Source organism: Shewanella sp. 10N.286.52.C2, from assembly GCF_002874545.1.
In the GTDB taxonomy this organism is placed as follows: Bacteria; Pseudomonadota; Gammaproteobacteria; order Enterobacterales; family Shewanellaceae; genus Shewanella.
On record NZ_MCTV01000088.1, the window covers coordinates 1 to 24,378 of the forward strand.

General features: G+C 43.1%; 22 protein-coding genes and 1 pseudogene. 7 read left to right on the forward strand and 16 right to left on the reverse strand.

The features are described from left to right. Positions 1-293 precede the first annotated feature (293 nt). The 5 genes from BCU94_RS19380 to BCU94_RS19400 form a co-directional block, all read right to left on the reverse strand. Entirely contained in the window at positions 294-926 is a 633-nt protein-coding gene (locus tag BCU94_RS19380; RefSeq protein ID WP_102477288.1) for an SCO family protein, read from the reverse strand. 112 nt (positions 927-1,038) lie between these two features. Continuing rightward, positions 1,039-1,944 carry a heme o synthase gene (gene cyoE / locus BCU94_RS19385; protein ID WP_102477277.1) on the reverse strand — a complete coding sequence of 302 codons (906 nt, stop codon included), beginning with the start codon at positions 1,942-1,944 and terminating at the stop codon, positions 1,039-1,041. A gap of 14 nt (positions 1,945-1,958) precedes the next feature. After that, positions 1,959-2,939: a COX15/CtaA family protein gene (locus BCU94_RS19390; RefSeq protein ID WP_102440129.1), complete on the reverse strand. Its 981-nt coding sequence runs from the start codon at positions 2,937-2,939 to the stop codon at positions 1,959-1,961. Continuing rightward, positions 2,939-3,493 carry a hypothetical protein gene (locus BCU94_RS19395; protein ID WP_102477278.1) on the reverse strand — a complete coding sequence of 185 codons (555 nt, stop codon included), beginning with the start codon at positions 3,491-3,493 and terminating at the stop codon, positions 2,939-2,941. The genes BCU94_RS19390 and BCU94_RS19395 overlap by 1 nt, the downstream gene beginning before the upstream one ends. Before the next feature lie 111 nt (positions 3,494-3,604). Then, complete coding sequence (locus tag BCU94_RS19400; RefSeq protein ID WP_347231951.1) at positions 3,605-4,351, reverse strand: SURF1 family protein; 747 nt, start codon at positions 4,349-4,351, stop codon at positions 3,605-3,607. 10 nt (positions 4,352-4,361) lie between these two features. On the opposite strand from BCU94_RS19400, the gene BCU94_RS19405 reads away from it, so the two are divergent. After that, on the forward strand, positions 4,362-4,589 hold the full coding sequence (locus BCU94_RS19405; RefSeq protein WP_076538217.1) for a DUF2909 family protein: 228 nt from the start codon (positions 4,362-4,364) through the stop codon (positions 4,587-4,589). 10 nt (positions 4,590-4,599) lie between these two features. On the opposite strand, the gene BCU94_RS19410 is transcribed toward BCU94_RS19405, so the two are convergent. From BCU94_RS19410 to lexA, 6 genes are all read right to left on the reverse strand, one after another. After that, complete coding sequence (locus BCU94_RS19410) at positions 4,600-5,475, reverse strand: cytochrome c oxidase subunit 3 (RefSeq protein ID WP_076538215.1); 876 nt, start codon at positions 5,473-5,475, stop codon at positions 4,600-4,602. Continuing rightward, complete coding sequence (locus BCU94_RS19415) at positions 5,472-6,035, reverse strand: cytochrome c oxidase assembly protein (protein ID WP_102477280.1); 564 nt, start codon at positions 6,033-6,035, stop codon at positions 5,472-5,474. Before BCU94_RS19415 ends, BCU94_RS19410 begins: the two co-directional genes overlap by 4 nt. Before the next feature lies 1 nt (position 6,036). Further along, on the reverse strand, positions 6,037-7,641 hold the full coding sequence (gene ctaD, locus BCU94_RS19420) for a cytochrome c oxidase subunit I (RefSeq protein WP_102440133.1): 1,605 nt from the start codon (positions 7,639-7,641) through the stop codon (positions 6,037-6,039). Between the two features lie 9 nt (positions 7,642-7,650). After that, positions 7,651-9,267: a cytochrome c oxidase subunit II gene (gene coxB, locus BCU94_RS19425; RefSeq protein WP_102477281.1), complete on the reverse strand. Its 1,617-nt coding sequence runs from the start codon at positions 9,265-9,267 to the stop codon at positions 7,651-7,653. Positions 9,268-9,697: 430 nt separating this feature from the next. After that, complete coding sequence (locus tag BCU94_RS19430; protein WP_102477282.1) at positions 9,698-10,204, reverse strand: SulA-like leucine-rich domain-containing protein; 507 nt, start codon at positions 10,202-10,204, stop codon at positions 9,698-9,700. Beyond that, on the reverse strand, positions 10,201-10,818 hold the full coding sequence (lexA, locus tag BCU94_RS19435; protein WP_076538206.1) for a transcriptional repressor LexA: 618 nt from the start codon (positions 10,816-10,818) through the stop codon (positions 10,201-10,203). Before lexA ends, BCU94_RS19430 begins: the two co-directional genes overlap by 4 nt. A 378-nt stretch (positions 10,819-11,196) precedes the next feature. Between lexA and plsB the strand changes: the two genes are divergently transcribed. The 4 genes from plsB (at position 11,197) to BCU94_RS19455 (ending at position 16,346) form a co-directional block, all read left to right on the forward strand. Beyond that, the gene (gene plsB, locus BCU94_RS19440) at positions 11,197-13,617 is read left to right on the forward strand and encodes a glycerol-3-phosphate 1-O-acyltransferase PlsB (RefSeq protein ID WP_102440136.1); all 2,421 of its coding nucleotides are present in this window, start codon (positions 11,197-11,199) and stop codon (positions 13,615-13,617) included. Between the two features lie 11 nt (positions 13,618-13,628). After that, complete coding sequence (gene mtr / locus BCU94_RS19445) at positions 13,629-14,873, forward strand: tryptophan permease (protein WP_198590916.1); 1,245 nt, start codon at positions 13,629-13,631, stop codon at positions 14,871-14,873. A 367-nt stretch (positions 14,874-15,240) separates the two neighbouring features. Next, on the forward strand, positions 15,241-16,038 hold the full coding sequence (locus BCU94_RS19450; RefSeq protein ID WP_102440138.1) for a VOC family protein: 798 nt from the start codon (positions 15,241-15,243) through the stop codon (positions 16,036-16,038). Between the two features lie 41 nt (positions 16,039-16,079). Beyond that, a complete protein-coding gene (locus tag BCU94_RS19455) occupies positions 16,080-16,346 on the forward strand; it encodes a hypothetical protein (protein WP_102440139.1) in 267 nt (88 codons plus the stop codon). Positions 16,347-16,429: 83 nt separating this feature from the next. Here the strand turns inward: BCU94_RS19455 and BCU94_RS19460 are convergent, their stop codons facing one another. The 3 genes from BCU94_RS19460 to BCU94_RS19470 all read right to left on the reverse strand — a co-directional run bounded on the left by BCU94_RS19460 (position 16,430) and on the right by BCU94_RS19470 (position 21,911). After that, the gene (locus BCU94_RS19460) at positions 16,430-19,561 is read right to left on the reverse strand and encodes a CusA/CzcA family heavy metal efflux RND transporter (protein ID WP_102477284.1); all 3,132 of its coding nucleotides are present in this window, start codon (positions 19,559-19,561) and stop codon (positions 16,430-16,432) included. An 11-nt stretch (positions 19,562-19,572) separates the two neighbouring features. Further along, the gene (locus BCU94_RS19465; protein WP_241905031.1) at positions 19,573-21,315 is read right to left on the reverse strand and encodes an efflux RND transporter periplasmic adaptor subunit; all 1,743 of its coding nucleotides are present in this window, start codon (positions 21,313-21,315) and stop codon (positions 19,573-19,575) included. 125 nt (positions 21,316-21,440) lie between these two features. After that, positions 21,441-21,911 (reverse strand): hypothetical protein, encoded by a 471-nt coding sequence (locus tag BCU94_RS19470; RefSeq protein WP_102440141.1) that lies wholly within the window; start codon positions 21,909-21,911, stop codon positions 21,441-21,443. Positions 21,912-22,419: 508 nt separating this feature from the next. Here BCU94_RS19470 and BCU94_RS19475 point away from each other — a divergent pair. Continuing rightward, positions 22,420-22,983, forward strand: coding sequence for a NapC/NirT family cytochrome c (locus tag BCU94_RS19475; protein WP_102477285.1), 564 nt, complete (start codon positions 22,420-22,422; stop codon positions 22,981-22,983). A 94-nt stretch (positions 22,984-23,077) separates the two neighbouring features. On the opposite strand, the gene BCU94_RS19480 is transcribed toward BCU94_RS19475, so the two are convergent. Then, positions 23,078-23,359 carry a DUF1145 domain-containing protein gene (locus BCU94_RS19480; protein ID WP_102477286.1) on the reverse strand — a complete coding sequence of 94 codons (282 nt, stop codon included), beginning with the start codon at positions 23,357-23,359 and terminating at the stop codon, positions 23,078-23,080. Positions 23,360-23,396: 37 nt separating this feature from the next. After that, positions 23,397-23,984, reverse strand: coding sequence for a 16S rRNA (guanine(966)-N(2))-methyltransferase RsmD (gene rsmD / locus BCU94_RS19485; protein ID WP_102477287.1), 588 nt, complete (start codon positions 23,982-23,984; stop codon positions 23,397-23,399). A gap of 178 nt (positions 23,985-24,162) precedes the next feature. Here rsmD and BCU94_RS19690 point away from each other — a divergent pair. Further along, positions 24,163-24,378 (forward strand): annotated as a pseudogene (locus tag BCU94_RS19690) (signal recognition particle-docking protein FtsY); the annotation flags it as partial.

The following is a 24,378-nucleotide window of genomic DNA, read 5'->3' on the forward strand; positions in this document are numbered from 1 at the left end:
AGATGGTACCTGGACCTTACAAAAGTCCTCGGTAGCAAGTCCTGCGGATTAGTCATGCTGGTCAATGGGTTTTATTCATAATTATTTAGAAAATGGATTGTAGTGGATTACTTAAACTGGCCACTTGATTAGAGGCTTGCAATACGTGAGATTATCCATGAGATTCTAATTTAGAATATTCGCTAAAACGTTCTTGTCCACAAATGAGTTACTACATCAGTCCTCGTCAAAACAAAAAGCCTCAATATTTTCATATTGAGGCTTTGTTATATTTCAATACCTATATAAAAACCTTAAGCACTTTCAATAATCTGCTTTAGATCCGCAACCAGCTCTTTATTCAAAATCTGTGGTATTTTCCCGGGTTGGGCTTTAGGTTTAAACACTGCAAACTTTTCCCCTTGTGGTGATACTAAAACATAGCTGGCGCTGTGATCCACTTGGTAATCTTCACCGTCTCCAACCATGGCGTAAGCAAAACCTAAATCGCGGGTGAAGGGGAATAACTGAGCGTGGTCAGCGGTGACGGCTTTGAAATCACCATTAAAGAAGTTGATGTAATCTAAACGTTTAGTTTGGCTGTCTCTTGCGGGGTCCACTGACACAAACACCACTTGAATATTGTCGCTTACTGCCTGTAACTCTGGGTAGGCGGCATTGAGTTTATTAAGGGTTGTTGGGCAAACATCTGGGCATGAGGTAAAGCCGACAAATACTAAACTCCACTTACCTAAAAGCTGCTCATTGGTAAAGGTATTCCCCAATTGGTCTTGCATACTAAAAGGTGCCAGTGGTCTTGGGTGATCAAACAAATAACTTGTTTCTAGTGCCAAATCCGGCACTGATTTAGTGGCAGTGGCGATTGTTGTGGATGAACTTTTTTGACTAGGGAAAAGCGTAGCAACAGCGACGCCTAAACCCAGCATAATGAACGCTAACGCGATAATTTTTTTCACTCATTCACTCCATTATTTTTATCTTTAGGTTCACTGTTTTTATCTTCAACTTCACCATGGCGATAAGCACTGATAAAGCGAGTTATACCCACAAGTAGTGATCAACTAACAACACTAAAAATAAAATCATTAAGTGATAAATTGAGAACTTAAATACATCCATCGCTAAGCCTTCTTTGTCATGATATTTAAGCTCCCACGCTTTATAAATAAAGCCACAACTTAGAATGGTTGAACCCACAAGATAAACAGGACCGCACATGCCGACGAGTACTGGTAATAAACAGGCAATAGCCAGTAACAAGGTATATAGCAAGATACAGGTTTTAGTGAACTCAACCCCATGAGTTACCGGTAGCATCGGGACGTCGACTTTGGCATATTCTTTTCTACGGTGAATCGCCAGCGCCCAAAAATGCGGCGGCGTCCAAGTGAAGATGATGATAACCAGTAATAAGGCATTACCATGCAATTCATTGGTGACAGATGTCCAACCTAATAACGGCGGCATTGCGCCCGCTAAGCCACCAATCACGATGTTTTGCGGCGTTGCACGCTTAAGATAAGCGGTATAGACCACGGCATATCCGATTAAGCTCGCAAAGGTTAACCATGCCGTAAGCGGGTTAACTAAGGTATACAAAATAACAAAGCCGCCTAAACCGATAGAGGTGGCAAAGGTCATGGCTTTTATTGCCGAGACTTTTCCTTTTGGTAATGGGCGGTTATAGGTACGCGCCATTAAACCATCAATGCGGCGATCAATTAAGTGGTTATAAGCCGCCGCTGCCCCCGCCATCATGGCTATGCCTATCATGCCAAAGATAAGCGGCTGCAATGGCACTGCGCCGGGCAATGCTAAGCACATTCCCACTAGTACTGTCAGTAACATCAGGGCGACCACTTTGGGTTTGGTCATTTCAAAATAGGCGCGCCAAGGTAATTGCGCGCTGCTGGTGCTTGCTGGTATAGACAGAGATTTAGCCATAATAGAATCCTTGCTTAAGCTTTACGCCACAGCGCGTAGTTGATGAAAATAACGGTAAGTAACAATAGCGCTGCGCCGCCGTTGTGCGATACAGCAATCCCTAAAGGCAAATGCATGACAATATTGCTGATGCCAAGGCCCACTTGAATGATCACTAGGGCAAATAACAGCCAAGCACTTTTACGTATTGTGTGTGAGCGTGCTTTAAGTAATTTAAATCCTAACCACACTAAACAGGCAGCGGTAATCACGCCCCAAATACGATGAGTAACATGGATTGTCATGCGGGCAGGGTATTCCAATACGCCATATTCAAAGCTTGGATGTGTCCCTTGAAACGGTGAAAAAGCATCAGCAAATTGCAGGTTATCGACCCAGTTACCTTCACATATTGGCAGGGCGGTACAGGCTAATGCTGCGTAATTCGATGACGTCCAGCCGCCCAAAATAATTTGAACCGCCAGTACAATTAAGCAGACCATGGCAAAGGGGGCGAGTTTTCTGGCATAAGTGTCACCACCAGGGATCCGCAGTGGCCGGGTACGTAAATACAGCAGTAGCAGTAAAGCGAATAAACTAAAGCCACCAATTAAATGCCCCATGACTACGATGGGCATTAATTTCATGGTGACAGTCCACATGCCCAAGGCAGCTTGAAAGAGCAGTAGGGCGGAAATCAGTATGGGTAGCTTTTTGGGCGCATCGGCTCTTTTTAAGCAGATGATAAGGATGGTTAAAATCAGTAATCCAAGAGTGCCAGCGATATAGCGGTGGATCATTTCCAGCCACGCCTTGTCAGGCTCTAGCGTTTGATTTGGGAATGCAGTCTCAACTTTTGCTATTGCATCAGGCGCGCTAGGCACCACAAGATGACCATAGCAACCTGGCCAATCAGGGCAGCCAAGGCCTGCATCTGACAGCCGAGTGTAGGCACCCATTAATATCACCGTAAAGGTAAATACTAAGGTAAATTTGAGCAGGTTTTTTATCACCATTACCCGACCCTCGATAGTTTAAGCATCTTACGTAAATCGCCAATCATCGACTTACCTTGGGCAATATTTTCTTGCTCGCCCATAATACCTGGGTATTTCATGACTAGGCTACCAAGGGGATCGACAATAATCATTTGCTGCTCTGTCAGTAATGCGGCCATTGCAGGGCTGGCACTGGCTGTAGCAAACGGCACTTGCAGTTTAGTTAAAATTGCGGTGTCGCTATCTGGGGTGAGTAAAATAATTGGGCTGACGCGATCTTGATGTTTACCTAAGGCGATATGGCTTTGATGCATGACATACAAACGTTGCTGACATTGTTCTAGGCATTGGTTTGGTAATAAATACACCAGCTGCCACATATGCGGCTCAGGGTTGGTCATGGCTAAGTTTTGATAATTAAGTTGTGCGCCGATTAGCTCACCTTTGTTAGTGGCGGCGCCGTTATATAAATCTAGGATCAAGACTAATTTAGCCATAGCCACCGGTAAAATAAATACCAGCAGCAGTAGATATAATGTCTTGTTACCTTTAGGTTTTGCTGGGGAGTTCATACTTGCTCCTCTTGTTACGACTGTTTTTGTTATAGGATGAGTTTTTTTACTTAAGTCACTATTTTTAATTTAGTTACTCTTGTATTTAGGTTTTAACTTTAGGTTTTAACTTTAGGTCTTAATTTTAGGCTTAAATGTTTTCCAACCAAGCCATAGCATTAGCGATAAAAATACTGCTGCCATGGTGAACCATTGCAATGCATAGCCTTGGTGTTTTTGGGCTGACAGTGGAATAGGTGTCCAAGGTTTTGCTAGTGTCATATTTGGTGTTACATCTGGCTGCAGTACTGCCGGTGCCAGTTGATGACCTATTTTCTCTGCTAAGGCCACGAGATTTAAATTTTGAAAACGGATCACTTCACGGTTTTCTACTGTAAATTGTTCCACATAAAGTTGGTCACTTAAGGGATTGGTTTGGCGCTGATACACTCGACCTGTGAGCTGATATTGCGCCGCAGGCAATGGCGCTAAATCGGGTAATATGCGGCGGTCTTTATTCGCTGCAGTAAAGCCTAGTTCAACCAGTAGCCATGGCTCTGTGGCTGATATTGCAAATACTTGATAAGCCAGATAACCCACTTGGCCGTTATAAACTTGATTATCAAGCAGTAATATTTGTTCATTAACGGGCTTAGCGGTGACGTTAATGCGATAACCCGTTAGTGGACCGCTGCTATCTAGCGTTAAAAAAGTGTGGTAATCCAATTCACTGGACGCTTGCCTTTCACTTAAGGTGGCTTGCCAAGCTTGTTTTTGAATTCCTCTATCAAGTTGCCATAAACCGAGCTTGACCAAAATAGAAAACACACTCACAGTAACAACTAGCAATAACCCAGTAGAAAGTCGCCAAACGCGCAAAGGAGAGCCCGTGGGAACCTTAGATACCTTAGTTATTTTCAAGCTTGTTTTAGTACTGCTGCTTGTATTCATATTATTTAATTTAGCCAGAGCCCTATTTATTATGGTTAAAGCGGAAAATAAACAATCTATGAGCCAATATTTAGGTCGTCGAGTGATCTTTTCTGCGTTAGTGATGTTGTTATTGTTACTGGCTTTAGGATTTGGCTGGATAAGCCCAAATCCTAGACCTTATTAGCTTTGCAGCCTTATAAGACGTACACGAAAATAAATAAGCATAACCACACCACATCAACAAAATGCCAATACCAACTTCCGGATTGAAAGGCGAAATGATTATCTGGGGTGAAGTGACCTTTCAATACTCTAAAGAACAGGATTATTAGAAATACTGTGCCTAAGGTGACGTGCATACCGTGAAAGCCAGTTAGCAAAAAGAAGGTGTTACCATAAATCCCTGAGGTGAGTGTGAGCCCCATTTCTTGGTAGGCATGGACATACTCTTCAACTTGTAAAAACAAGAAGCCGATACCCAGCAAAATAGTCAGTCCTAACCAAACCTTCAGTGCGCCACGTTTTGATTTTTCTAACGACACATGGGCAAAGTGCAAGGTGACTGAAGAGGTCAGTAGAATGAGGGTGTTATACAGCGGCAATCCGCCCCAACCCATGGCTTCAGTGGTGGTACCATCTGGGGTTTTCACTAGCGGCCAAATGGCTTCAAATGTTGGCCACAATACCTCATGGGTCATGGCATTATTTGATGCACCGCCGAGCCAAGGTATTGCTACCATTCGAGCGTAAAACAATGCCCCAAAAAATGCCCCGAAAAACATGATTTCTGAGAAAATAAACCAGCTCATGCCTTGTCTAAAAGAGCGATCCATTTGCGCTGAATATAAACCTGACATTGACTCATCAATGATATTTTTAAACCAGCCAAACAGCATAAATATAATTACAGCAATACCCGCGATTAGGGTGTAGCCGCCAGAAGATTGTTCAGTTGAAAGTTGTTGGATGTAGGTACCTGCGCCAAATGCAATCAGAAATAATCCGATAGCGCCGGTAATTGGCCAGATACTTTGCGCTGGCACGTAGTAGTTTTCATGTTTTGTTGTCATCTTGCTGCTCCTTGCTCTATGGCTGCAGTCTGCTTGTCTGTAATATCATAGAGGGTATAAGAGAGAGTCAAAGTGTTAATGGATTCAGGTAAATCCGCATCCACGTAAAAAATTAACGGTAATTCAGCATCGGCCATTGCTGCTAGGGGTTGCTGATTGAAGCAAAAGCACTCGGTCTTATTAAAATAAGCCGCGCCTTGGCCTGGCGATACCGAGGGTATTGCTTGGCCTACGAGGTTATTTGAAGATAAGTTTTTCGCTAAAAACGCAGTACGTGTGAGTTCGCCGGGGTGAACCTGCATGCGGTTCACTTTTGGCACAAACTCCCACGGCATATTGCTTTGTACTTGGGCAATAAACTCAATGGTTACAGTACGGTCTTTATCAATCATCACAGCCTCATAACTGCTGGCAGTACTTTGGGTTTTTCCATTAATCCCCAAGGCATCGCAAAGCACGTCATACAAAGGCACTAGCGCAAAACCAAAGCCGAACATACCTATTGAACCCAGTACTAGGCCAATAAGTAAATTACGGTTTGATTTTGTTGGCTGGCTCATATCATTTAACCTCTGGTGGGGTGGTAAATGAGTGATAAGGCGCAGGACTGGCAATAGTCCACTCTAACCCTTCAGCACCTTCCCATGGCTTATCCGCAGCTTTTTCGCCGCCCTTGATACATTTCAGTACCACAGCGAGGAAAATCAGTTGTGATAAACCAAAGGCAAAACCACCAATAGAGACAATTTGGTTTACGTCAGCAAACTGAATTGCATAGTCTGGAATACGACGTGGCATGCCTGCTAAGCCTAAAAAGTGCATTGGGAAAAACAGTACATTCACTGAAATAACACTGCACCAGAAATGCCAACGACCTAATGTTTCGCTATACATGTATCCTGTCCATTTCGGTAGCCAGTAATATGCTGCAGCCATAATGGAAAATACTGCGCCAGTCACCAGTACATAATGAAAATGCGCTACCACAAAGTAAGTATCATGGTATTGGAAATCCGCTGGGGTGATCGCTAGCATCAAGCCAGAGAAGCCACCGATGGTGAATAAGATGATGAATGCAATGGCGAACAGCATCGGGGTTTCGAAGGTGATTGAGCCGCGCCACATAGTTGCAACCCAGTTAAACACTTTCACCCCAGTAGGCACTGCGATTAACATGGTGCAGTACATGAAGAATAGCTCTGCAAATACTGGCATCCCGGTGGTGAACATGTGATGCGCCCAAACTAGGAAGGACAAAATCGCAATACTTGAGGTGGCGTATACCATGGAGGCATAACCGAAAAGCTTTTTACGGCTAAAGGTGGGAATAATGGCCGAGATAATCCCGAATGAAGGTAAAATCATGATGTAGACTTCGGGGTGGCCAAAGAACCAGAAAATATGCTGGAACATCACAGGGTCGCCGCCGCCAGCAGCATCAAAGAAGCTGGTGGCAAAGTATTTATCAGTCAGTACCATGGTTACTACACCTGCCAATACCGGCATCACTGCTATTAGCAAGAAGGCGGTAATCAGCCAAGTCCAGACGAACAATGGCAGCTTCATCCAAGTCATACCCGGAGCACGCATATTAACAATGGTCACCACCACGTTAATAGCACCCATGATCGAGCTTATGCCCATAATGTGAACTGAGAACACAAATAATGCTGTGCTATCAGGGCTATAGGTTGTTGACAGTGGTGCATAGAAAGTCCAGCCAAAGTTGGGGCCTCCACCTTCCATAAATAGCGAGCTAAGTAGAATCGCAAACGCGAAAGGTAAAATCCAAAAGCTCCAGTTATTCATCCGCGGTAGTGCCATATCTGGCGCACCAATCATCATTGGAATGAGCCAGTTAGCTAAGCCGGTAAAGGCTGGCATGACTGCGCCAAATACCATAATCAAGCCATGGACTGTGGTCATTTGGTTAAAAAAGTTAGGTTCAACTAACTGTAAACCGGGTTGGAATAACTCAGCACGAATGACCATGGCCATTGCGCCGCCGGTTAAAAACATAATGAAACTAAACCACAGATACATTGAACCAATATCTTTATGGTTAGTGGTTAAAACCCAGCGCATAATGCCTTTTGGCGCCCCATGATGATGGTCATCATGGTGATCGTCGTGAGCGGCTGGTGAATCTTGTGTAATTGTGCTCATTTTAATCCCTTACTTTCCGTGACCAACAACATCAGCAGCCTGAACTGCATCGCCAGAGTTATTACCCCAGGCATTTCGCTCATAAGTCACCACTGCAGCAAGCTGTTGTGGCGTAAGTAGCGAGTTAAATGCTTGCATTGCCGTGCCAGGTTTACCATTGATGACAATATTAAGATGATCCGTCACTGGACCGACGATGAGTGGGCTGCCTACTAATGAAGGGAACGCGCCAGGTAAGCCAGTACCAGCAGCTTGGTGACATGCAGCGCAGCTAGTCATATAGACTTGCTCGCCCATGGTCATTAACTCATCCATCGTCAAGTCATCCAATACCACAGCTTTAACTTCTGCTGCTTGTGTTGCCGCTTCAGTCACAGCTTGTGTTGCAGTGTCTTCAAGTTGTTCAGCTGTAGGTAAGCTTGCTGGTAAAGTCACAGGCGTTGACGTGTCTGCGGTAGAAGTGCCTGCACTAGGAGCGTCTGCAGTGGTTGGTGTAGCGCTAGAATTTGTCCCATTGCCACTCACATCAGCCGCTTGCACGGTATCGCCAGAGTCATTACCCCAAGCATTACGCTCATAAGTGACTACTGCAGCAATTTCAGTTGCCGTTAGCTGCTTGGCAAACGCTTGCATCGCAGTGCCAGGCTTACCATTAACGACAATATCGATATGGCCAGACACTGGGCCTTTAATCATTGGACTGCCAATAAGGGAAGGGAAGACGCCAGGTAAACCAGCACCATTAGGTTGGTGGCAAGCCGCGCAGCGACCCATGTAGATTTGTTCGCCTTGGGCCATTAACTCGTCATAGCTAAGGGTTTGGCTCAGTGAGGCTTGTGCAGCGGCTTTAGCATCAGCAGCAAATTGCTTTTGGTCGATTAGCCATTGGTCAAAGTCTGCTTCTGAGACGGCTTCAACAACAATAGGCATAAAGCCATGATCTTTACCGCATAGTTCGGCACATTGGCCTCGATAAGTACCTATTTTATCGATTTTAGTCCAAGCTTCATTGATGAAACCAGGATTTGCATCTTTTTTAACGGCAAATGCTGGTACCCACCAAGAGTGGATAACGTCATCCGAGGTCATTAAAAAACGTACTTTACGATTTATTGGTAAAACCAGCGGCTTATCGACCTCTAAAAGATAGGTGTCGGTTTTATCTGCGGTGCCAGTAATTTGGTCTGCTGGGGTAGATAATAAACTGAAAAACTCGACATCTTCATTGAAATAGCTGTAATGCCATTTCCATTGAGAGCCCGTCACTTTGACTGTCAGTTCAGCATCGCTGGGATCTTCCATAGCAATCAGCGTTTTTGTTGCTGGGATTGCCATGCCAATTAGGATTAGAAATGGCAATACTGTCCAAGCTATTTCAACCTTGGTACTGTCATGAAAGTCGGCTGCAACTGCACCCTTAGATTTTCTGTGATAGATCATGGAATAAATCATGATCCCAAAGACCACGACACCAATGGCGCAACAGATATACAAAATAATCATATGCAGGTCGTAAACCTGGCCACTGATCTCTGTTACACCTTGAGTCATGTTTAAGGGCATCTCTGCCGCTGTGAGTGGGGTTGCAAGCAACGCCACCATTAATCCGTACAACAATCGCTTCACAAGACTACTCCTCTGCTAATTGCGAATTGCAATTACAAAGAAAAGCCACACAGTAATACTCTGCTCTATGCAAACTTTTCATACCCGAAAAAGTTTGATCATTTCAAAGTACACGGTGGCTTTGAGCTTGAAAACTCAATTATGTTATTACGTTACGGTGCCACACTTGTACCTAATACTGAACTTATCAATTATATTTGACGCTTTACATTCAAGGCTTTCTATACCGCACGGTACCAGCTCAATCTTTTAATAGCGTTTGTATCTTTTTGACATTTATTCTCGGCAGTACGATAAATTGTTACTACCTTGTTAACTACATTACTTGGAGATTAAATATTGATCAAGATCACTTTATCATCTAATTTGCTGAAAAAAGTGCAAAAAAAAGCCCCTCAGCGTAGTGAAGGGCTTTTTTAGTCATATTTTACTAGTGAAACGAGGTAAGGTTTACCCGAGTCGGTACTGCTAAAGTTTGCGTTAATGGGTCGCCTTCAGGTAAGTGAGTATTTACATCTTCAATGATAATCCCTTGGGCTAAGGCATTTTTGGCAACCAATTGAATGCGGCGATTGTCGCGGGCATCTAATGGTGGTGTCCAAGTAATTACTGCACTTGAAGTACCGTTAGTGAGCGCTTTTTCCATCGCCCACAGGGTTTCGACTTCATCTTTGGTGTGAACTAACAATACTCTGTCCATACGAACATTGGCATTAGCAAGAATTTGCTTATAACCGATATGCGGCGGATTAATCAGTACAATCCAACGGCCTTGCTGACTTAAAATGGCTAACTGACTGCATAATTGAGTCAATTCAGTTAAGCCTTGGTTTTGGGTGCGCTTGGTTTCAATCCCTTGTTTAGTGGGTAAGGGATCAGATGCCATATCTACCCATAATCCAGGGTGACGCGGTGCATTGCCTATTAATGTGTTCATAACCAACCTCCATTACGAATAACGCCAACAGCAAGCCCTTCAATCGTTAGGTTTTGGCAACTTAAATCAACTTTAATCGGCTCATATTCTGCATTTTCAGCATGTAAATAAATAATATTGCCTTTCTTTTCAAATCTTTTCACGGTTACATCGTCTTCAAGACGTGCCACTACAACTTGACCATTGGTGGCAGTTTGCATTTTATGCACTGCTAATAAGTCGCCCTCTAAAATACCAATGTCTTTCATACTGTCGCCTCGAACGCGTAGTAAGAAATTAGCATTGGGCTTAAACATTTCTGGGTCAACTTGGAAATACTGTTCAACATGCTCTTGAGCAAGGATAGGTTCACCTGCAGCAACTTGGCCGATAAGTGGTAAGCCTGCTTCAACTTCCTCCTCCACCTGCACCATGCGGATCCCGCGAGAGGTACCAGGAATAATTTCAATACAGCCTTTTTTTGCCAGTGCTTTTAAGTGTTCTTCAGCGGCATTGGCGCTTTTGAAGCCTAATCGAGTTGCAATTTCTGCACGAGTTGGCGGCATACCTGTTTCGGCGATATTACATTTAATTAGCTCTAATATTTCAGCTTGGCGTGGCGTTAAAGGTCTCATATTGATTCCTGTTTTTTTATACAGTGACTGTCATTATATACAGTATCGGTGGTCGCGCAAGTATTAACCAAATTAATTTAACTATTATCATCTAATTCTTGTTGGCTATATATGGGGGCACGGTTAAGTATCTGTAATTTAATTATTTAGTTAATGAAGGTAAGTCAGCTTTTTAAACCGATGAAATTGGCTATTTCTCACATCGTTTGTTTAAACAGTATATTTATACAGTAGTGTTGATTGAAAATAGGTTGGTTGTTATTCGGATATGGCTATTTTTACTGAACAAATATTCTCTGTATAGACCCTTGTTAGTGAAACTGAACCATTATCTGGTATTCTATGGCCAATTAATTGATGTTGAATATGCGAACACTCATGTTAAAACCTGACTCAATCATAGCAAAATCATTACGTTGGATTCAAAAACTGATGGTGCACACGGTTGTTGTGCCTGAAGATCCCTTTGCCGATCTGAACTTAGACCCAGATAAACCAGTGGTCTATGTGATGAAGACAGAATCACTCAGTGATATTGCGGCATTAAATGAAGTGACCGCCAAATATGGCTTACCGAGCCCTTATGAGCGACTAGACGTTGATGGCTTAAATACCCCTAGAATTGTGTGTATTGAAGGTCGTAAGCCTCTATTTGGCAAGCGTTTAAGTGGCGAAAAATTTGTTGATAACTTCACCAGCTTATTAGCCTTACATAAAAAAAATGATCAACTTGATATTCAATTGGTGCCAGTGAGTCTGTATTGGGGACGTATCCCTGGTAAAGAAGATGACACCATGACCGCAGCCGTATTTGAGCGTGAAAACCCGACCTGGTTACGTAAATGGTTGATGATTTTGTTCTTAGGTCGCCATAGCTTTATTCAATTCTCAAATGCTATGTCGCTACGTTATATGGCTGATGAACACGGCACTGATGTCAGTATTGCGCATAAACTTATCCGTGTGGCGCGAGTGCACTTTAGACGCCAACGTAAAGTGATGACAGGCCCACAACTGCCAAATCGTCAGGCAATGTTCAACTCATTATTAAAGTCTGATGCCATTGCTCAAGCGATAAAAGAAGAAGCGCTTAATAAAAAAATTCCTGAAGACAAAGCCCGCGAAAAAGCGATTCAGTATTTAGATGAAATTGCAGCGGATTACTCAGACAGCTTAGTGCGTATTGCTGAGCGCTTTCTTACTTGGTTGTGGAATAAGTTATACAGCGGTATTAGCATTAAAAGCGCTGAAAAAGTGCGTAAGCTGCATCATGATGGTCATGAAATTGTCTATGTGCCTTGCCATCGTAGCCACATGGATTACCTACTGCTGTCGTATATTTTGTATTACCAAGGCATGGTGCCGCCGCATATTGCCGCCGGTATTAATTTAAACTTTTGGCCAGCAGGCCCTATGTTCCGCCGTGGTGGTGCTTTCTTTATTCGTCGTAGCTTTAACGGTAATAAACTTTATACCGCAGTGTTTCGTGAGTATTTAGATCAGTTATTTGCTAAAGGCTATTCGGTTGAATACTTCACCGAAGGTGGTCGTTCTCGTACCGGTCGTTTATTAGCGCCTAAGACCGGCATGTTAGCGATGACAGTTAACTGTGTACTGCGGGGCATTGAACGCCCAGTAACCTTAGTGCCAGTTTATCTTGGTTATGATCATGTGATGGAAGTGTCCACCTATCATAAAGAGTTAAGCGGTAAGAAAAAGCAAAAAGAATCAGTGTGGCAGGTCTTTGGTGCGCTGCGTAAATTAGGCAACTTTGGCCAAGGTTACGTTAACTTTGGCGAGCCAATCAATGTGCAGCAATTTTTAAATCAACAATCGCCAAATTGGCGTGAAGAAATTGCTCAAGATCCGGATCAAAAGCCATCATGGTTAACGCCAGCAGTAAATGTATTGGCCAATAAAGTGATGACTAACATCAATGGCGCCGCCGCAGCGAGTTCGGTGACATTAGCAAGTATGGCGCTGCTGGCTTCAGAGCAAAACGCCCTGCAGCGCAGTGAGCTTGAAACCCAGCTAGACCTCTACCTGAAAATCTTAAAGGATGTTCCTTATACTGAGTATGCGTCGGTGGCTGAGGGCTCAGCTCATGACCTAGTTGAGCAATGTTTGTCGCTGAATAAATTTACCTCAACCACAGATGCCATCGGCGAAATTATCGCAATTGAAGATAGCTCAGTGATTGCGATGAGCTATTATCGCAATAACATAATTCATCTAATGGCAGTGCCTTCATTAATCGCCAGTTGCTTGGTGCAATATGAAGAATTTAGCCGAGAAAAAATCCAGCAAATTGTTAATGATTTTTACCCATTATTGAAAGCTGAGCTGTTTATGGGCATTGAAGATTTAAGTGCCTATGTGGATCAAGTGCTTGATTTGTTTGTTGAACAAAAGCTAATTTCCGGTAGCGATCACTTTGAAGTCAATCAAAGTAATGTCACTCAGTTAATGTTATTGTCCGCCACGGTCAGTGAGACCCTACAGCGTTACGCGATTATCTTTAATTTACTGGCTTACAAACCAGAAATTGAGCGTTCTGATTTAGAAAGCGCCAGCCATTTATTGGCTCAGCGTTTAGGTGCTTTACATGGAATTACTGCGCCTGAGTTTTATGATAAAAAGCTCTACAATAATTTGAGTGTGAAATTAAAAGAATTAGGGTATTTATCCGCTAACGATAATCAATTTGAAGTCATCCGAATACGTGATCATGCCAATGGTATGCTGCGTTTATCTGTTCGAAAAACCATTGTTGATAGTGTCACAATGGAACATGGGTAATAACTAATTTTATGAGTTCGACACAATCTCAACCGCAAAATAAATCCTTATTGGGCGGTGCTATGATCATCGCCGGTACCACAGTCGGTGCTGGTATGTTTTCTTTGCCTGTGGTCAGTGCAGGCATGTGGTTTGGCTATTCATTAGTCATGTTAATTGGTATTTGGTTTTGTATGCTGGTGTCAGGTCTGATGCTACTTGAAACCAATTTGCATTTTAAACCCGGTGACAGTTTTGACACCTTAACTAAGGTAACCTTAGGCCAGTTTTGGCGGATTATTAACGGGTTATCTATTGCTTTTGTGTTGTACATCCTGACCTATGCTTACATCAGTGGTGGTGGCTCGATTGTTAATCACACCCTTGCGGGGATGGGGATTAACTTACCTCAACCGATCGCAGGGTTAGTGTTTGCCGTCGTACTTGCTGCAGTGGTGATCATCAGTACCAAAGCGGTTGATCGCATTACCACCATTATGATTGGCGGGATGTTAATTACCTTTTTTCTCGCCATCGGAAATCTGCTGATTGATATTGATAGCGCAAAATTATTAATGCCAGATGGTGAGGCGAGTTTCTCGCCTTATATTTTAGCGGCGCTACCTTTTGGGCTGGCCAGTTTTGGTTACCACGGCAATGTGCCAAGCCTAGTTAAGTATTACGGCAAACAACCTAAAGTGATTTTAAAAGCCATCTTTATTGGTACGTTTATCGCCTTAGTGATTTATAGCTGCTGGTTAGTGGCAACCATGGGCAACATTCCCCGTAGTCAGTTCAGCGACATTATTGCCCAGGGCGGCAATATGGGTGTGTTAGTGGGCGCTCTGTCAGATGTGATGGCGAGTAAATGGCTTAATACCATGTTGACCTTGTTTGCTAATCTTGCTGTGGCGTCATCATTCTTAGGGGTGACCTTAGGCTTGTTTGATTATCTAGCTGACTTATTTGGCTTTGAAGAAAGCAATAATGGCCGCATTAAAACAGCTGCGATCACCTTTATTCCGCCGACAGTATTAGGTTTGTTATTCCCTAATGGTTTCTTGATTGCCATTGGCTTTGCGGCATTAGCGGCGACCATTTGGGCGGCGATAGTGCCAGCCATGATGGCATACAAATCGCGCAAAATGTTCCCTGATGAGAAGAGCTTTAGAGTCCCAGGTGGTACGCCATTGATTGTGGTGATTATTGCATTCGGTGTCATCACCGGCGCATGTCATTTGTTGGCGATGGCTGAGTTACTGCCAGTTTATAAATAATACTTTAGCTAGATAAAGTGGTGTTTAAACACCGAAATGACCTCCAAAAAGCCCTTTGAAAAGGGCTTTTTTATGGGCGTTTTCTAGCAAGTAAGGATGTGACTGTTAGCATTTTGACTAAAGGTGTGTGTAATTTACGACTTGTGACCGATAGTGACTAGCCATGGCTTGCTGATATTGTTGTCTATATAAGGCTATGATTTTAAGTTGTATTTATTATTTAAATGTCATTTTTTATACGAATAACCAACCATTATTGCCAACTCGACTTTAGCTTTAAAAGTGTCTTAACTTAAAGAGTGTTGTCATTTAGGTTCAGCTTAAACCTTTATTCTTATAAGTCATTATCAACAGCAGGGTGAGGTGTATGAAGGTGTCACACTATAAACAAGGGCAACCTTGTTGGGTCGAACTTGCCAGTCATGATTGGTATGCCGCGAAAGCATTCTACCAAAGCCTATTTCAGTGGCAGGCTGATGATATGCCCATGCCTGAGGGTCATTACACTATGTTGCAGTTAGCGGGTGATGACATTGCGGCTATGTATCAAATGCCCAAAGAGATGGAGAGTTTGCCAACCCATTGGCAGCTTTATTTTGCCGTTGATGATGTTGAGGCGACAATTAAAGCCATTAGGCTTGCGGGTGGACAAATTATTGCAGGCCCTCACTCTGTTGGTGATTCAGGGATTATAGCTGTGTGCCAAGATCCTGATGGCGCACGATTTTCAATCTGGCAGGCCATTAACCATATCGGCATTAAGCGCTCATTTGAGCCCAATACTTTGTGCTGGGTTGAATATATGTGCCGCGATCTGGCCACATCAACCGATTTTTATACCCAAGCGCTTGGCTTTGAGACTAACAGCCTTGATATGTCTTCAATGGGCATAGCTGATTACGTGCAATGGCTGGTGGATAAGCAAGCCATTGGCGGTATGATGCAAATGACGTCCGAGTGGGGTGATACCCCGCCCCATTGGATGCTGTATTTTAGTGTGCAAGATTGTGATGCTATGGCTCAAGATGCCGAAGCTCTAGGCGGGCGAATTTGTGTCCCGCCTACGGATATTCCGGATGTGGGTCGTTTTGCGGTGATTGATGATCCCCAAGGCGGCACTTTTTCAATTATTGCATTGACCGAGGTAGCGTCTGAAGTAGAATAATTGCTTGAAAGTTAAACTGTAAATCTAATCAAGGAAGACTTATGACACTCACAAAGGACGAAAAACTCGCGGTAATTCAAAAGAAAATGACCATGGTGGCAGTCATTGATTTTCCTGGCACGTTATTAATGGCGGCGGGTTTATATGGCTTGTTTGCAGGTTTTGATACAGCGGCTTATCCGATGCTGGCGAAGCCAATACTGCTGTTTGCTATGGTTGGAGTCGGAGGTTGTATTATGGTTTGGGGTCTTTTAAGGATGATGCAACTGGCACGAGAAAAGCAAGGCGTACTCAGTGAACCAAGCTAACAAGCTTATATTCAGCTTGTGGCTTTATAGATAAAAAGGCGCCTTAAGCGCCTTTTTTAGAGTTTATGAGTGACTTTGTAAACCTAGTTACTGAGTTTACGACCATAGATTAGTAAATAAATGGCTGGAATAACAAACAGCGATAGCAGCGGCGCAGTGACCATGCCACCAACCATAGGTGCGGCAATTTTCTGCATCACTTCGTTACCGGTTCCTGTGCCCCACATTATCGGCAGTAAGCCAAAAAATATGGTCGCAACTGTCATCGCTTTGGGGCGAATCCGCATTACAGCACCTTCAATCAATGCTTGGCGTAAATCATCTTTGCTATTGAGAGTGTCATGATGTTTTCGGTCTTTTATACTGTTGTTGAGATACACCTGCATCACCACGCCAAATTCAGCGGCGACACCCGCAAGGGCAATCATCCCCACAGATACCGCAACCGAAAAGTTGAAGTTCAGCAAATATAAAAACCAGGCACTGCCTACTAAGGCAAAGGGTAAACTCAGCATAATTACTGAAGCTTGAGCAAACGAGTTAAAGGTCAGCATCAGTAATATAAAAATAACTGCCAGCATTAGTGGAATGACTAACTCCATCTTGGCTTCAACACGCTGCATATATTCATATTGACCCGCAAAGCTGTAGCTATAACGTGCTGGCAAAGTGATTTGCTGGCCTAAGGCTATTTGCGCTTGCTCGATATATTCGCCGATAGAAATATCTTTAATATCGACAAACACCCATGAGATTAAACGGCCATTTTCACTGGCAAGCATGGGCGGTCCATCACTGATGGTGATGTCGGCTAAGACGCTTAATGGCAGGTATTTACCGGTTTTGGTTAATACCGGTAAATCTCTGAGCTTTTCGATGCTGTCACGTAACTCTCGTGGATAACGAATGTTAATTGGGTAACGTTCTTGACCTTGAATTGATTCCCCTATATTCATACCGCCGATGGCGATTTGCACCACATCTTGGATGTCACTTAGGGTCATACCATATCGAGCTGCATTTTTTAGTTTCGGCTCAATATAGATATAACGTCCACCACTACTTCGCTGCGCAAATGCTGATGTTGTGCCTGGCACTTGGCTCATTACCGCTTCGATTTCAGCGCCAATTTTTTCCAGTTCGGCCACATCTGAACCCGATATTTTAATGCCGACAGGTGTTCTAACCCCGGTGGACAGCATATCGATACGGGTTTTTATCGGCTGCACCCATGCGTTAGTCATGCCGGGCACTTTCACCGTTCTCTGTAATTCAGCAATAATAGATTCTAAGGTCACGCCTTCACGCCATTGGGCATGTGGTTTAAGCATGATGGTGGTTTCAAGCATGGTTAATGGTGCAGGATCGGTAGCGGTCATCGCGCGGCCCACTTTACCAAATACTCTTTTGACCTCTGGTACCGTTTTAATCAATCTATCGGTTTGCTGTAAAATTTCAGCGGCTTTACCTGCACTGACACTTGGCAGGGTTGTAGGCATATAAAGTAAATCACCTTCAGCGAGTTCTGGCATAAACTCAGAGCCCATCTTTGTCATCGGATAGTAAGCACTGGCTAAAATGACCAGCGCTAATAAGATGGTGAATTTAGGAAATTTTAATACCAGTTTGAGTAATGGCTGGTATATGGCAATCAAAAATCGACTGATGGGGTTTTTGCGTTCATCAGGGATATTACCGCGCACAAAATAACCCATTAATACTGGGATCAAGGTGATGGCCAGTATTGCAGAAGACGCCATAGCAAAGGTTTTAGTAAACGCCAGTGGGTGGAATAAACGGCCTTCTTGAGCTTCCAGTGCAAATACAGGAATAAAGCTTAAGGTGATGATTAGCAGGCTAAAGAATAGCGCAGGCCCTACTTCAACAGAGGCCTCTTTAATTAGTTGCCAGTGGGCTTCACCTTCGGGTGGTTTACCGTGCTCAGCCCGATATCGCTCTAAATGTTTATGGGCGTTTTCTACCATGACAATGGCGGCATCGACAACGGCGCCTATGGCAATGGCAATACCTCCTAAGCTCATGATGTTGGCATTAACCCCCATAAAATGCATGATAATGAAACTGCTTAATATAGATAATGGCAGGGTGATTATGGCAACCAGTGTTGAGCGAGCATGTAATAGAAATAGTAAGCAAACTAGGCCAACGACCAGCATCTCTTCCATCACTTTGTGCATCAGATTATCCACAGAATTGAGGATAAGTTCTGAGCGATCGTAAGTGATAACTAATTCAACCCCTTCAGGTAAACCGCTTTCAATTTGCTTAATCTTTTGTTTAACATTATTAATGGTTTCAAGGGCATTCTCGCCATAGCGCATAACCACAATGCCGCCAACGACTTCACCTTTACCATCAAGTTCAGCAATACCACGGCGGGCAGCAGGGCCTGTTCGCAGCTGCGCCACATCTTTCATTAATACTGGTGTGCCAGCATCAGATAACACCCCTAAAGGAATTTCGGCAAAATCTTCAATGTTTTGTCGATAACCCGATGAAGTAATCATGTACTCGGCTTCGGCCATTTCAATAACCGAGCCACCGACAGAGCTATTAGAGCTTGCTAGCGCATTTTTAACCGTCATCAAATCGATTTGATAAAGGGCGAGTTTATGTGGGTCGACCACGATTTGATAAGATTGCTCCATGCCGCCAATCGTAGCAATTTCAGATACGCCTTCGACACTTTGTAATTCCAGTTTTAAAAACCAGTCTTGCAATGAACGCAGCTGGGCTAAATCGTGATTACCTTGTCTATCGACTAAGGCGTATTGAAATACCCAACCGACACCAGAAGCATCAGGCCCTAAAGTGGGGCTAACGCCCTCTGGAAGCTGATCTTGGGTTTGCGATAGGTATTCTAAAACTCGTGACCGAGCCCAGTAGATATCGGTATTATCTTCGAAAATGATATAGACGAATGAGTCGCCAAACATCGAAAACCCACGTACGGTTTTCGCCCCAGGTACAGCCAGCATCGCTGTGGATAATGGATAAGTAATTTGATCTTCGACTAACTGCGGTGCTTGACCTGGATATGAGGTCTTAACAATCACTTGCACATCAGATAAGTCCGGCAGGGCATCCAATGGGGTGGTGCGCATGGCTTGATAACCGATCACTGCAACCACTAAGGTGAGTAATAACACCATCGCACGTTGCTTTATCGAAGCACTGATTATTTTCTCTAGCATGAGAGTGCTCCTTAGTGGTTATGGGCTGCAGGCGCTTTATCTGCGCCGCTTAAACGTAACAAGCTACCTTGAATACTGGCTTCTGAATCAAGCAGGAACTGCCCTGAAACCACCACATGGTCGCCTTCATTGATGCCTTCAATGATCTCTGCTTTTCCTTGCGCAATGATGCCGACTTTTACAGGTACCGAAGTAAATCCGCTATCGTGACGCTGAACTACTACTCGATTTTCACGGCCGGTTAATATCAGTGCTTCTGTGGGAATAGTAATAATGTTGCGTTTAGGGCCGCCAAATAAAGACACATCGACTAAGGTTCCTGGTCGTAGGCTTGCATTTGGATTGGCTAATTTTACTCTGACACGCATGGCGCGAGTGACAGGGTCGAGTTCTGGATAGATATAATCAATGTCAGATTCAAGATCAAATAAGCCTTGGGCCGATGCTGTGACTTCTGCAGGACGGCCTTTTTCTAGCCAGCTTTGTTCATTTTCAAACACATCGGCAATGACCCAAACCGTGGATAAGTCGACTAATTCTATTAAGGCATTACCGGGTTGGATATACATGCCATCACGAATGTCCATTTGGCTGACAACCCCATCTTGCGGGGCATAAAAAGGCACTCTAAAAACAGTTTCGCCGCTGGTTTCTAATTGTTGAATAATTTTTGATGACACCCCTAAAAGCGCTAAACGTTGGCGGGCTTTACGCTCGAGCACACCGCCACGTTGATTGTCTTGCTCCAAATAATCAAGCGCTTGTAAGTAGTCATCTTGAGCATTAATAAGTTCAGGTGAATAAAGCTCATACATGAGCTGACCTTTTTTTATTTTTTGGCCAACATTATTAATATGCAGTTTTTCCACCCAACCAGTCACTCGAGCATGAACATGGGTAATGCTGTCTTCGTTATACTCAACGGTGCCGATGGTTTTAACCAGGCGCCATAGGGTATCTCTTTCAACTTGTTGAGTGCGCATGCCTAAAGCTTGCTGCATGCCGCCAGATACACCCACCACGATTTCTTCTGTCGCAGCGCCCATGGTGACTTTTTCTAAATTCATACCACAAATAGGGCAAGTGCCTTGGGTGTCAGAAACAATATGCGGGTGCATTGGGCAGACATATTTAATGCTTGGCTCTGCATCCGAGGGTAATAGGCTTGGTTTAACAGTATTAAACACTTTATCTGCAGCACTCTGTGTGGGTTGCACTGCTAGGTTTTCTATCTGTTCATCTTGTGCATGCTGATGTTGGCTATGGTCGACTTCTTCCTCTTCTTCTTTAACCACTAACAACATATTGCACTTAGGGCAGCGGTCACCTTGTTTGTGGCTGCTAACTTCAGGGTGCATCGGGCAGATATAGGTCGTTTCGGCGCTATGGTCTATGGCAGCTTCAGTGCTAACTTCTTCTAAGAACATATTGCACTTAGGACAAGTATCGCCTGATTTATGGCTGGTGACCTCAGGGTGCATTGGGCAGAAATAGGTCGTTTCAGCGCTATGGTCTATGGCAGCCTCAGGGCTAACTTCTTCTAAGAACATATTGCATTTAGGACAAGTATCACCGGATTTATGACTAATAACTTCAGGGTGCATCGGGCATGAATAGCTGGTTTTTTCTGCATCATGCTGATGCTGGTCAGTCGAAATATGACTATGTGTTGCTGCTTGTTGAGCAGCGACTGGATTAGTGCATAACCCAGCTAGAAAACCCGCAATGGTGATCAATAAAATAGCGTGTTTCATCATAACCTCAAAATACGGCTGGCAAATAAAGCGAACCGTTTATAAAAACTGTAAATACTAGCAAGTATAGGTGTTTAGCTATGGCACAGAGGACAGTGCTAGGCTAAAAATATTCTGTCAGTAATTTAACTAATCGGAGGTCGAAATTCTGGAAGGGTTTTATGGAAGAAAAAGTGTGGCACTGCAGTGGCATCAGCCTTGCTGTTGACTGCTTTTGCGAGAAGGATATCAAATGTGAGCAAATGCCCTGTCATCGAGATAGTAATGCAGTGACCACAATCGATAGCGCAGCCATTTTTGCTGTCACAACAGCTTTGATCAGCTTTTTTCGATTGGAGCATTGAGCCATCGTCACAACAATGAGTCGTTTTTTGCGGGGCTTGTTCAGTCATAGATGAATGACAATTAGGGGTATCGGCACTGCTGTGTTGCTTCAGATTTGCTTGGGATGTTTTGTCGTTAGGCATTAACATCTCTGCTGATGAGCGCATGAGAGGGTTAGCGACCATAGCGTAACCATTAGTTATCAACCCTTGGCCTAAAATGGCAAAGAGGGTGATAAAAACGATTATTTGGTGCGTTAACTTAGTGCTCATGCTTTTCCAAAGTGTGTAGCCATCAATAACAATTAAATAGCGCAATAATCTAGTGATAAATCAAGAATCAAAGCTAAATTAAGTTGCTGATGATCTGGCTTAATATAACCCGAAACAATACCCGCAGCAATAAACAGCTTCAGAATATTTATACTCGCTCAAACTAACTAGTGGCAGAGGCTATAATGATTCTATAGCGCAATAAACCTGATTTTTTTACAGTATATTGCAAAGGTAGGTTAATTGTCATTTTTGTGAAGGCTACTTTGCGATTTTGCTATAGCTGTATTAAGTTTAAAGGAGTCAAATTAATTATCATTGAGCCTCAATAGTTAGATCTTGATCTCATTTTGAGCATATACTGGTAACTTATTAATTAAAACATGTTCTTAATTCGTTTTTTTATGGGCAAAACAACCTAGAATAGATTTACTATTTTTAGAACTTAAAATTTATATTTTAGAGTTTAAAAATTATAAATTATAAAACTGTTAACTGGAGATGTCCGATGAACTGGCGTGCACTATTTAAACCGAGCGCAAAATATTCTATTATCGCACTGATTGTAGTGGGTATTATTTTGGGTGTAGTGGGCTATTTCGCCACTCAACAAACTTTACATGCAACAAGTTCAGATGAATTCTGTATGAGTTGTCATAGCAATCACTCATTGAAAGATGAAGTACTAGCTTCAGCACATGGCGGCGGTAGCGCTGGTGTGACTGTTCAGTGTCAAGATTGTCACCTTCCACATGGCCCAGTTGATTACTTGGTTAAAAAGATTATCGTATCTAAAGATTTATACGGTTTCGTAACTATTGATGGTTTCAACACTCAAGCTTGGTTAGATGAGAACCGTAAAGAACAAGCAGATATCGCACTTAAGTATTTCCAAGCAACAGATTCTGCTAACTGTCAACATTGTCATACGCGCATCTATGAAAACCAGCCTGAGACTATGAAGAAAATGGCTGTAAGAATGCATGAGCGTAATGCTAAGCAAGAAGGCGACAAGAGAAAGACTTGTGTAGATTGTCATAAAGGTGTTGCTCACCCTTACCCTAAAAAGTAAGTGACGATTCATAATCAGGAGTGATGACCTGATTAAGAAAAAACCTCGCCTAGGCGAGGTTTTTTTATGCTTGCATTTCAATTAAATCTAACGACTACTCGGCTTTATCAAGCTCTAGTACTTTTTGTCGGTACTCAAGTAAACCGAAAACACCAAAAAAATACACTTTAAGATAATCAACGACAGATAACTTAAGTAAGCTGCTAAACATGGTGTTGAAAATAAGTAATTGGAAAAAATGCATTATTACAGTGATAAAAAATAAGATATTCAACACTATGCTGACTTGGCCTTCAAACGGCATAAATAAGTTATAAAACATCACTAACCACATGATTAAAGTTAAACTTTTACCACCGATAATAAAAAATTTCATGGGTATCCTCTATTAGATTTGTTGCTTGTTTGAAATGCTATTCATCAAGCTGATATTGAAATAAGCGATAGGTTACCTGACCGGCATTTTTTTGCTTGAGCTCAACCCAATGGTTTGGGATCGCTAGCTGGGTTAAATCTGATTCAGTTTCTAGGTAAATTAATGCATTCTCATTTAACCAGTTATGCTCAGCTAATAACGCCATAGTGGTATTGGCCAGCCCTTTACGAAATGGTGGGTCAACAAACGCAATATCAAAGCCTTTATCGTTATTCAGACCTTGTTTTAGCAATGCCAGACTGTCGCCACTGATGACATCGGCATTGTCACATTTTAAGGTTTGTAAGTTTTGCTTTAACTGTTTGGCCGCATTGCTCTGCAGTTCGCAAATACGTGCATAGCTGGCGTAACGTGATAAAGCTTCCAGACTTAGGGCGCCACTGCCTGCAAAACAATCTAATACCCTTGCACCTCTGATATCGCTAGCAAGCCAATTAAACAAGGTTTCACGGACGCGATCAGTGGTTGGTCGTAACCCTTCTAAATCATGAATAGGTAGCTTTCGTGAACGCCATTGCCCTGAAATGATCCTGACTTGGCCGCTTGCGGACTTATTTTTGGACATTTTGCCCTCGTGATTTTGCCTGAACAAAGAAAGTGGTAGACTATGCAACCAATTAGAATACTCGATATTTTATACCAAACTGCTGTTTAAAGGTGAGGATTCCTTTTAACAAGTTTAGTATTAATGACTCGAGAAAACTTCTCCGAATTTTATCGCTCATTTAGCATTGGTAGTAGACATGGCAAAGAAAGGTTTTTTTTCGTGGTTTCGTAAAGACAAAACCAAAGAGCAAGAGCGTGTTGCACAAGAGCAACGTATCGCAGAAGAGCAAGCTGCAGAGGCTTTGGCAAAAGAACAGGCCATTGCTGCTGAAGAAGCGGAGCGATTAGCTGAACAAGAACGCGCCGCAGAAGCTGAACGTATAGCCGAGCAACAGCGCTTAGCTGAAGAGTTA